Source organism: Chloroflexota bacterium (genome assembly GCA_013152435.1).
In the GTDB taxonomy this organism is placed as follows: Bacteria; Chloroflexota; Anaerolineae; order DUEN01; family DUEN01; genus DUEN01.
This window is the reverse complement of record JAADGJ010000119.1, coordinates 80,121-91,150: the sequence shown is the minus strand read 5'-3', so window position 1 is coordinate 91,150 and position 11,030 is coordinate 80,121. Positions and strand designations below refer to the sequence as shown.

Annotated in this window: 6 protein-coding genes and 1 pseudogene; 6 read left to right on the top strand and 1 reads right to left on the bottom strand. The window is 62.4% G+C overall.

Going from position 1 to position 11,030, the window contains the following annotated elements; genetic code table 11:
- Positions 1-869 precede the first annotated feature (869 nt).
- Positions 870-989 (bottom strand): annotated as a pseudogene (locus tag GXP39_17210) (energy transducer TonB).
- 1,881 nt (positions 990-2,870) lie between these two features.
- Between GXP39_17210 and GXP39_17205 the strand changes: the two are divergent.
- The 6 genes from GXP39_17205 to GXP39_17180 all read left to right on the top strand — a co-directional run bounded on the left by GXP39_17205 (position 2,871) and on the right by GXP39_17180 (position 10,807).
- On the top strand, positions 2,871-3,548 hold the full coding sequence (locus tag GXP39_17205; GenBank protein ID NOZ29768.1) for a transposase: 678 nt from the start codon (positions 2,871-2,873) through the stop codon (positions 3,546-3,548).
- A gap of 264 nt (positions 3,549-3,812) precedes the next feature.
- Positions 3,813-6,515 carry a hypothetical protein gene (locus tag GXP39_17200; GenBank protein NOZ29767.1) on the top strand — a complete coding sequence of 901 codons (2,703 nt, stop codon included), beginning with the start codon at positions 3,813-3,815 and terminating at the stop codon, positions 6,513-6,515.
- A 55-nt stretch (positions 6,516-6,570) separates the two neighbouring features.
- A complete protein-coding gene (locus GXP39_17195) occupies positions 6,571-7,269 on the top strand; it encodes a glycerophosphodiester phosphodiesterase (GenBank protein ID NOZ29766.1) in 699 nt (232 codons plus the stop codon).
- Positions 7,266-8,003 carry a hypothetical protein gene (locus GXP39_17190; protein ID NOZ29765.1) on the top strand — a complete coding sequence of 246 codons (738 nt, stop codon included), beginning with the start codon at positions 7,266-7,268 and terminating at the stop codon, positions 8,001-8,003. The genes GXP39_17195 and GXP39_17190 overlap by 4 nt, the downstream gene beginning before the upstream one ends.
- A gap of 18 nt (positions 8,004-8,021) precedes the next feature.
- The gene (locus tag GXP39_17185) at positions 8,022-9,074 is read left to right on the top strand and encodes a beta-lactamase family protein (protein NOZ29764.1); all 1,053 of its coding nucleotides are present in this window, start codon (positions 8,022-8,024) and stop codon (positions 9,072-9,074) included.
- Positions 9,075-9,619: 545 nt separating this feature from the next.
- Positions 9,620-10,807 carry an ROK family transcriptional regulator gene (locus tag GXP39_17180; GenBank protein NOZ29763.1) on the top strand — a complete coding sequence of 396 codons (1,188 nt, stop codon included), beginning with the start codon at positions 9,620-9,622 and terminating at the stop codon, positions 10,805-10,807.
- Positions 10,808-11,030: the final 223 nt, after the last annotated feature.

The following is an 11,030-nucleotide window of genomic DNA, read 5'->3' as shown; positions in this document are numbered from 1 at the left end:
TAGAGATCCCATAGGAGGCTGGCGACGGCGAAGTCCTCACGGTATATTTTCCTCCCACCCGAGCCTGTCTCCGTGTCCCAAGCCTTCCAGTTCTGCTCAAAACTCACGCCGGTGCGATACACATATGGATATGGATCGGTCGGGTTCACATGATGATTAAGGACCACGGGCCAGAATTCAGCCCATCCCTCGACCCAGGAGTCTGAGGTACTGCTATTGGCATATCCCCCATGATTTGTGTCCCCCTCGGGGAGAGGAGGGATCGTGATGGCGTCCTGCATCAGATGATGGAAGACCTCATGCCGCACTACGGATGGATCGGTAGCGATGTATTGAGAGTCATCCACGGAGATGTGTACGTTTGCGTTGGTCTTATCCCTTTCATAGCAACTCCTGTCCGGGGGAGAACACGCCGTAGAATAGCCATAAACTTTCAGAGGCATATTGTACGTCGGCACATGCTTTAATTTGCTGTCCATAAAGTCGAAGGCCTGCTTGACGTAGAAGTAGATGAGCGCCAACTCATCGAGTCTATCCTTAGGGTCAACGGAAGAGTCGAGATTTTGATTCGCAAAATCGATGTTCACAGTCTTCGCTTCCCCCGGCCTTATCGTGAAGGGGCGTGTCCGCACCCAAACCCGAGGTCCACCCTTCTTATATCGTACCTGGAAATAGTGCGTATCCTTGGATCCGTGTCCCAGAAGCGCCTCGACCGTGAATTGACCGTCCAATGACTTCTTGAAGGCGTACTTCCCATCTTTATCTGTGTTGGTCATGTCACATTTGAATGAGTCGCATAGCGATACTCTCACGTTTCTCAACGGATAATCTTTATTTCCCACCCTTACGTAGACTTTACCATATACTCCGGGTATGGGCGTTGGCGTTGGCGTTGGTGTGCTGGTCGCCGTCGGGGTGGGAGTAGGAGTTGGCGTTGAGGTCGGCGTAGGCGTGTAGGTAGGGGTTGGCGGAGGTGTACTGGTCGGCGTGGTGGGGGGGATGGCGCATCCAGCGGGGATATAGAACGCCTTCACCTCATCCATGCATATGGGGGGTGGCTCGAGGGCGTTCACATCGACCCCCATCCAAACCTTGATGTCCGTGCTATCATAAGACCGGATATAGGATTTGGGCACCCTGATCTCGATGTAGGATCCCCGCATGCAGTAATCATCCTCGGTCAGCCTGTAAAGCTGCGGATGAGGCCACTCTCTCTTGGCCGTATCGAAGAGCCCCGACAAGTCATCGCGAAGGTCGCCGTTCTGCATGGCAAAGTGGGCGAGATACTCGGCCCCTATCCAGCCGGTGGATGTATTGTCGTCGACATCCAGGGAGGCCCAAAAGATAAAGTTGGCATCGGATGGTTGGCCTACGGTTCCCCCGATCTCCCACAGGAAGTAGAGGTAGGCGTCGTCACACGTAGCCCCTACCGTGTGGATGTCGTAGTCCCCCTCATAGTACGTGCATCCCGGCTTCATATCGTAGCGATCATCCAGATGAGCGTCATAGGTGATGGCGTAGCATCCGCTCTGCACCACCGGCTTGCTTAATCGCAGGAGAGCCCAGGTCTGGACGACCTCCTGGTCATCCCCGCATGTATAATCCGCGTTCGCGTCACCTGGGTATAAGAGCACGTCACGACACCCGCCGAAGCCACATCTATCATTCACGGCGATCAGCATGCCTGTTGTACTCCCTGGACCGCCAACCAGAGGAGCCATGTTGACATATAAGGGGATCTTTAACTCGTACTGCACATGCCCGGCCGTGTCGTTGACCGCGCCTAACCCGCCTTCTACTCCCGTGAACGAACACGCGCCTAAGATCCGGAGTGCCGCAGCCTCTCCCTTCCTTGTCGGAGCCCCGAATATGAGGCGCCAGTCGAATCGTAAATTCCCGTCATTGCCCGCGTCGAAGAAGATTCTCACCTCATCCCAGGGCAGAACGGGGTCGCTCTGGTACGCCTCGTTAAACACGGCATCGATGGCTACGTATAACCAATTCCCGTCGTTCTTGAAATAGGCGTAGGCCTCCTTGCCGCCAGAGCTGATATCGATCCGGGTCGCATCCTGCCATTCGGCGTTTGAGATCACCCCGTCGATCACCGGCGTCGTGGTGAGCCACCTGCTCACGATCAGGGGACGCTCATTGGCCGTCACGATGGCGAGGCTCGAGAGGAACATCGTCAGCGTCCCCAAGGCGAACAGAAGACCAAGGTATTTTAAACGCGCCGCATACCTTTTCATCTGTCCCCCCTTTCCCTGGTAGGACCCCACTTGTCACCGACGGGCCCTTCATAGGGGGTGAGCTCAGTTTGAGCAACATGTGTGGTATTGTGGCGTGCCTTTCAAGCTTTACCGCGGTGGAGTGTAGCGTGGAGCGACTACGGAGACTCTTGTCGGGCCTGCATTTGCTGATGGGCGGCTGGTCAGTGTGGAGTGGTCTCGTTCAGAACGCGCCGTAGGTGTAGCGGGTGCGAGGTGTAATCGGCCCTCGTGACAACTGGGCTCAGCCCTCTATGTAGGGCTAAAATCAGTATATTCAAATTGCCGTACAAGTCAATGAGGTTCATACGGAGAGGGGATATAGAGCAGTCCATGGTGCTTGCAGGGCGCTCGGCGAGCGGCGGAATGAATGGACGGATAGGATGACGGAATCACTCGATTGATGATATACTGCGGCGGGTCGTGCACACCTGGCGGTGGGGGCGCGCCACCGCCGGTCCGCTGCGACGGGGGGCAGTGCCCGCGCCGCCCGGAGGGACGATCCCGATGGCCCGTCGCCGCGGGAGCCGGCGCGGCCCGTCGATCGGGGATGCCCGCGGGTCCTTGCCGTTACCGGCAGGCATATCGCATTCGCGAGGTGATCCGATGAACGATGGCTTCCAGCGTAGAAACCGCCGATCCATCCGTTTGCGGGCGTACGATTACACCGCACCCGGGGCATATTTTGTCACCGTTTGCACCCACCAGCGCCGGTGCCTGTTTGGCGAAGTGGTGGGTGGCGAGATGCAGTTGAACGCATTGGGGCGGGTGGCGGAATGGTACTGGCGTCGCATTCCCCAACATGCAATTCACGTGAAGCTGGACGCGTTCGTTATCATGCCCAATCATATCCACGGCATTATCTGGATCTCTGTACGGGCGACGCATTCCATGGAATGCGAGACGAATTCCACACGATTCGCATCGGATAGATCAATCGACACAGGGGGAGCAGTCTCTAGGAATGCGTCGCCCCTACGCCCTGGCCCCACAGCTGGCTCCTTGGGCGCTATCGTGGGCAATTTCAAATCCATCACCGCCCGGCGTATCAATCGCATGCGCGGGACGCCCGGTGCGCCCGTGTGGCAACGCAACTATTATGAACACATTATCCGCGACGACCGTGCCCTGGACGCCATCCGACGGTACATCGTCCAGAATCCTGTGCGTTGGCATCTGGATCGGTACAACGCCGAGCGCGTGGCGCCCGATCCGTGGGCTGAGGAGATATGGCGCATGATGCGCGAACCGTTCCCAGGGCGCGAAGGCGAGGATAGAGGATGAACGAATCTGTGCGGGCGACGCATTCCACGAACGGTGAGGCAAACCCCACGCTATTCTCATCGGACGAATCGATCGGCATGTGGGGGGCGTTTTGTGGGAATGCGTCGCCCCTACGCTGCTTGTGCGGGCGACGCATTCCATGGATGATGAGGCCAATTCCACACCATTGTCATCGGACAGGTCAATCGACATGCGAGGCTCATCTTCCGGGAATGCGTCGCCCCTACGCTGTCGTCCGTACCATAATGGGCAGGAGGATCATCGGTGAGGCTGGCTGAGAATCCCCACGATCTGCGGCTCCCGGCCTGGGGGCCGTACACCAAACGCTACATCGGCATCTCCCATATCCCGGACGTGCGCCGGGGCCTGCGCTTCGATCTCAGCGTGTTCCCCGGCTTCTATCGCCGCCGGGTCGATGTCCCCAGCGTGCTGTGGGAGTCTGGCTACCACCCCTGGGAGGCCGCGCCCGACCTGCGCTACTTCTGCCATCGGCACGAGCTGGAGTGGAAGGACCAGGTCTATTGCGACATCTCCTTCTCCGAGATCGACGCCGACACCCGGCTGATCCGCTGCGAGTGCGTCAACGCCACGGACCGACCGCAGAGCATCGTGCTGCACTACGTGGCCTCCATGCACTTCCCATCGCTGCGGCCCAACTCGCCGGAGGCCATCCGGCCATGCCGGGTGGAACTGCCCGCCGGCGCCGTCTGGATCGACGCGCTGGACTACGCCGATCTGCGCTATGCCCATCCCCGCCCGACGGACAACCTGATGCCCGACGGGCTCTACCGGGGCGAGGTGCGGGATCACGGCTTCGTGCAGGGCAGCGGGGTTGGTCGGGGGTTCGGCCGGGATCCGGGCGATGCGGTGGTCTATCGGGTGACGATCCGGCGGGCGATATCGGACACCGTCCTGCTGTTCCGCTATCGTCTGGCCGAGGGGGAGACGGCGCGCTTCGCCGCGGGGGGCCTGGTTCGGGGAGAGATCGCCTTCGCCGGAGGCGAGGGCTTCCAGACGCTCACGCTGCCGGCGGGAGACCTGTCGCCGGGAGAGCACACGCTCCGCCTCGTCTCGACGGGTGGGGCCGAGATCGAGCTGGATGGGTTCGCCATCGTCCCGGCGGGGGAGGTCGACACCGTCCGCTTTCGCCCCGTCGTCTGGCACCCGCACCCCGGGATCAGCTCGGGGCCCATCCCCAACAGCCTGATCCTCCGATATCCGGACGTGGATCGCGTCTACGGCCTGGCCTGGGGCTTCGATCGATTTCAGGTGCGGGAGTTCCACAGCGACGAGCTGGATCGCCTCATGCGGTACACCGTCCACAACCATGTGGCGACCGCTTTCCGGGGGGCCGGCGACGGGCACTTCACCGATGTCTTCCTGCGGCCGATCCCCCTCGCGCCCCATCGCGCGCGCGTGATCTACGGCGTGGTGTGCGTCGGGGAGGTGGAAGACGTCCGCCGCCGCCTGGCCGGGTTCGAGCGCGATCCCGAGGAGTACGAATCGGTCTATCGGGCGGCGCGCGAGCGTGTGGTCGATCTCGCGCCGAACCCTGAGGGCGAGCGGTATCGGTTCGGCCAGGAGCGCATGGCGGCCACGCTGCTCACCAACGTGGTCTACCCCGTATACATCCGGCGCTCGTACATCCGGCACAACACGCCCGGCCGGTGGTGGGACAGCCTCTACACCTGGGATTCCGGGTTCATCGGCATCGGGCTGGCCGAGCTGGACCTCGACCGGGCCATCGATTGCCTGAACGCGTACGTGACGGAGCCGGGCGATCCCCACGCCGCCTTCGTCCATCACGGCAGCCCCGTCCCGGTGCAGATCTACCTGTTCCTGGAGCTGTGGAATCGGACGCAGTCGGAGGAGTTGCTGCGATACTTCTATCCCCGCCTGCGGCAATACCACGAGTTCCTGTGCGGCAATCTGGGTAGCTCCACCACGCGACGGCTGCGGTCGAACTTGATCCAGACCTGGGATTACTTCTACAATTCCGGGGGATGGGACGACTACCCACCGCAGGTGTACGTGCACGAGCACGGTCTGGAGCCTTTCGTGGCGCCGGTGATGAACACGGCCCACTGCATCCGCACCGCCAAGATCCTGCGCATGGCCGCTGAGGCGCGGCTTCCCCAGGACGTCCGGGAGTATGAGGGCGAGATCGCCATGTTCACGGAGGCGCTCCAGGCATACGCCTGGGACGGAGAATCCGGCTATTTCGGATACGTGCGCCACGACGAGGACGGCCGTCCGGTCGGCATCCTGCGCCATGAGAGCAGTCCGAATTTCAACATGGGATTGGACGGCGCGTATCCCCTGGTGGCTGGCATCTGCACCGAGGCCCAGGAGGCCCGACTTCTTTCATATCTGACATCCGATCAACATCTGTGGACCTCCATCGGGATCACGGCCGTGGACCAGTCCGCTCCATACTATCGGGTCGACGGCTACTGGAACGGCACCGTCTGGATGCCGCACCAGTGGTTCTTCTGGAAGACAATGTTGGATCTGGGGCGACTGGACGTGGCGGCCTGCATCGCCCGGACGGCGCTGGACCTCTGGCAGGGGGAGGTGGAGACGTCCTACCACTGCTTCGAGCACTTCGTGGTGGAGTCGGGCCGCGGCGCGGGGTGGCATCAGTTCGGGGGGCTCTCGGCGCCGGTGCTGAGCTGGTTCGGCGCCTATCATCGGCCGGGACGGCTGACGGCGGGCTTCGACGTGTGGGTGACCCGGCTGGAGGTCGACGAGGGACACCGGGCGCTCGACGCGACGCTGCGGCTGTACGGCCGCTCCGATCGTCGGCCGGGCGTTTTGGTCACCATGGACCCCGACGGGGCGTATCGCGTCACATGGGACGATGCACCTGTGCGAGCTCAGCGGATATCCCCGGGCGTCCTGGCCATCACCCTGCCCACGGCATCGGGCGAGGGGACCTTGCGCGTCCGCCCGGAGGGGAGATCGTAGTACCTTACGCAACACGCAACACGTAGCACGCAATACGCAATACGGGAGAAAGAACATGGTATACGTCGTCGGGCATCGGGGGGCGGCCGGCGTGGTGCCGGAGAACACCCTCAAGGGATTTCGATACGCCATCGAGCTGGGGGTCGACTACGTTGAGTGCGACGTGCATCTGACCCGGGACGGGCATCTGGTCGTGATCCATGATGAGACGGTGAGCCGCACGACCAACGGCAGGGGGCGCGTGCGGGACCTGGATTTCGTGATCGTCCGCTCCCTGGACGCGGGGGAGGGCCAGCAGATTCCCACCCTGGACGAGGTGTTGGCCACCATCCGGGGGCGCGTCCGGCTCCTCTGCGAGCTGAAGGGGGAGGGCGTGGAGGACGCGGCCGTGGACGCCGTCCTGGCCCGGGGTATGGCGAAGGAGGTGATCTTCACCTCCTTTCATCTGGATCGTCTCGCCCGGGTGAGGGAGCGCGGCGATGATCTGCAGATCGGCGTCATCTTCCAGGATCCTGGAGAGGACGACCTTCGTCGCGCGGTGGATCTAGGCGCCTGCAGCGTGGGCATCCACTACCGGAATCTGTGCCTGCGCCTGGTGGATGAGGCCCACAACTTGGGGCTGGACGTTCGCGCCTGGAACCCGGACACGCTGCGTGAGCAGAAGGCCATGATCGCGCTGGGCGTAGATGGCGTCAGCACCAATCGGCCGGACATCCTGATCCGCTATCTGAGGGAGCAGGGGATGCGGGCATGAGGATCGCGCATATCTCCGATCTTCATCTGCGGCATCACCTGCCCGGGACGTCTGACCTGCCTCAGCGGCGCTGTCGCGCTGTGCCCGAGCTGTTCGCGCAGGCCGTCCGCCGGATGCGCGAGGAACGGCCGGACCTTCTGATCGTTACGGGGGATCTGCTGGACTACCCGTTGGACGCGCTGGATGACCCTGAGATGCAGGCTCGTGGGGAGCGGGATCTGCACCTCATCGCCGGACTCCTGGACCAGGTGGGGTGCCCGTATGTCGTCGTGTACGGCAATCACGATCATCCCGACCTGGTGCGGCGGGTGTTCGACCCCCTGTGCGCGGATCACGTGTTCGGCGGGTATCGCCTCCTGTGCTTCCACGATAAGGAGGCAGCCGATCATTTCCCGGAGCGGCGCGAGCGCGAGCGCGATCGGTTCATCCGGGCCTTGTGCGATGCGGATTCCCCGTCGCAGATCCACATCCAGCACTATCTCGTGTGGCCGGAGCGGAACGAGGGATATCCGCATACCTATCGAGATGCCGAGGAGTTGCACGATCAGATCGTCAAAAGCGGGCTGGTGAGGCTCGTCCTCAGTGGCCACTATCATCCGGGCATTCCCCCGTTCCAGGAGGGTCCTACTTATTTCTCCGTTGTCCCCGCGTTTGCGGAAGCTCCCCACCCGTATCGGGTGTATGATCTGGACGAATCGGGCTTTCGCTGGCATGAACAGACGATCCTCACGTAATTCCAAGGAGAACGTGACATGACCACATCTCGGCTTCAACCCAAACAGTTGGATCGAGCCTTCGCCGTCGTGCGGGAGGGGATCGAGCGCGGCGAGGCCGGACCGTCCGTGATGGCGGTGGCCAACGGGCGTGAGATCATCCGGCAGGAGGTCATCCCGGCGCCGGACGACGATATCCAGGTCCATCTCGACTCGATCTTCCTGCTGGCCTCCATCACCAAGCCGTTCATCGGCACCGCCTTCATGCAGCTGGCCGAGCAGGGACGGCTGCTCATCTCCGATCCGGTGACCCGATACGTGCCGGAGTTCGGGCGGTTCGGCAAGGAGGAGGTGACCATCTGGCATCTGCTCACGCACACCTCAGGGCTGTCCGAGGAGGTCTGGGAGCCGCTCTGGGAGGAACGGGTGCCCGCCTCCGCTTATCTGGAGGCGGCCTGCAACGGTTTCCTGCACTTTCAGCCCGGCACCCGATGGGAATATTGCAATATCTCCTTTTGGGTGCTGGCCGAGATCATCACGCGTGTCTCGGGCGAGCCGTACGTGGAGTATCTGCGGCACTCCATCCTGGAGCCGTTGGGGATGGCGGACACGGCCTTTGATTTTGACGGCCCGCAGGCGGAGCGGATGGTGCCGATTCACAGCGTGCAACCTCTCCCGGGCGGGGATGACATCTGGCCGTACTTCCGATCGCTGGCGCTTCCGGCGGGCGGGCTGTACAGTACGGCGGCCGATCTGGTGAAGTTCGGCCAGGCGATGCTCAATGGGCTGGCCGGCCGAGAGCGCACCATCGTCAGCCAGGCCGGCATCGCGACCATGACCCGCCTGCACACGGAGGGGATCCGGGAGCGCAGCACGGGGCGGCCGGCCTGGTATGGGCTGGGCTGGGGAAAGCCGGGAGGCGACGCCCGGACGCTGGGGACACCGGCGGCCTTTGGGCATGGCGGCGCCACGGCCACGCTGCTGTGGATCGAGCCCGACCATGATCTGGTGTTCGTCTTCCTGACGAACCAGTGGGGACAGGAGGTGCGCCTGGCCTACATGGCCTTGAACGCCATCTTGGGCTCTCTATAGCCTCCCCTTCCCGTCTACGATCCAGGCCGGGCGAGGCATGGCAGGGATGGCCCGTCGGGTCGCCCATTGGTATCAAGTTAAGCGATACGGAAGCGTGGCTCCGCATCTCTGGGGTGGCTCGGAGGGGCGGCAGACCCTCCGAAGAACTCTATTTTCAGTCCCCCACCTGCCCCGTGGGGCCGGGGCCACCGGCCAAAGCCCCACCAGGCAGGGAAAAGGCGAGAAAAAGAGTTTTCCTAGGGGAAGCCCCTCCGCACCTCCCCTTTCGGGAGCGATCGCCCGTGGAGGGAAAAGGCGACAGGCGGGGGCCTCGCCCATGCTGTTCAGTTGATGCGAATAGGGCGGCCCGTCGGGTCGCCCCATGCGCGTCAATCGAGCGGTATGGGCGAAGGCTCCCCTGTCACTTTCTTCATGGGCGCCTCCGGATGGCAAACGGCGGGGCAGACGAGTCCTTCATTTGCAAAATCTTAAAAATCGTCGGAGGGCCTTGACATCGGGGGGGAAGCCCCTCTATAATAAGTTTAGTAAACTTACAAAGTGGACGGATGAAGAAGGCCACCCGGCAGCATACCAAAGAGCATAATCGACGTCTGGTCTTGAACACCGTTTTTCGGCACGACGCCATCAGCCGGGCGGAGATCGCCCGCAAAACCAAATTGACTCGCGCCACGGTGTCCGAGATCGTGTCGTCTCTGCTGGATATGGGGCTGCTGGCCGAGATCGGCGTCGCTGCCTCGTCCGGGGGAAGGCCCCCTGTCCTGGTCGGCCTGGTGGACGATGCCCGTCAATCCATCTGCGTCGACCTGAGCGCCGATGAGTATTACGGCGCCGTCGTGAATCTCCGGGGAAGGATCCTCCATCGATATGAGCTGCCGGGTCGTCCCCCCAAGGGGGAGGCCTCCCTACAGGGCGTGTATGATCTGATCGATGCCCTGTTGGGGCTCACCACGGCCCCGGTCCTGGGGATAGGGGTGAGCTCGCCCGGCCTGGTGGACACCCACGAGGGGGTCGTACGTCAGGCGGTGAACCGGGGATGGGTAAACCTCCCTCTCAGGAAGCTGCTTCTCGATCGATATGACCTTCCCATCCACATCGCGAACGACAGCCACATGATCGCGCTGGCGGAGTATACCTTTGGCCATTCCGCGCGAACGGAGAACCTGGTCGTCGTCAAGGTGAGCGAGGGGATCGGGTCGGGCATCGTGTTGGGGGGGAAGCTATATTGTGGGGACGGCTTTGGGGCGGGCGAGATCGGCCATCTCTCCGTCGCCGAGAACGGCACCCGGTGCGTGTGTGGCAACGTGGGGTGTCTGGAGACGCTCTCCAGTATGCGGGCGCTCGTGCAACGGGCGCAGGCCATCGCACAGGAGAATCCCGATTCCTTCCTGGCGCGCCGCCTGGCCGAGGGCGAGGAGATCGATCGGAGGGCTCTTGTGCAGGCGGTGCAGGCCGGGGACGAGGCGGTGCGGTCGTTGGTCCGTGCCGCCGCGAGGTACCTGGGGGCGGCCATCGCCAGCCTGGTGGGCGTCCTCAATATCCACGAGGTGATCCTGGCGGGCGATCTGATCGACTTCGGCGATTTCCTGCTGGATGAGGTCCGCGATGAGGTGAGGAAACGGGTGTTGCCCAGGATCGCCGCCGAGACGCACATCTCTTTTTCCACCCTGGGCGGCGATGCCACCATCCTGGGGACCTCCGCCCTGGTGCTGGCCCAGGAGCTGGGATTGCCGTAAGTGTTTGACAGCGTTTAGGCTGTGGTGATAAAATGTGGGTGCACCTTTCATAACATCTGACGCAATCCTTGGGTCTCCCCCCTCGTGCAGTTTGCGTCCTTGGTTATGTGAGAGGGGCAGAGATCGTCCTGACGGTCGCGTCACACTCCTTCCTGTCCCGTGCGCCTGCTTCATCACCCAGATCACCTTGCGTCAGGTACCCAGATTCACGATGAGCGCTTGC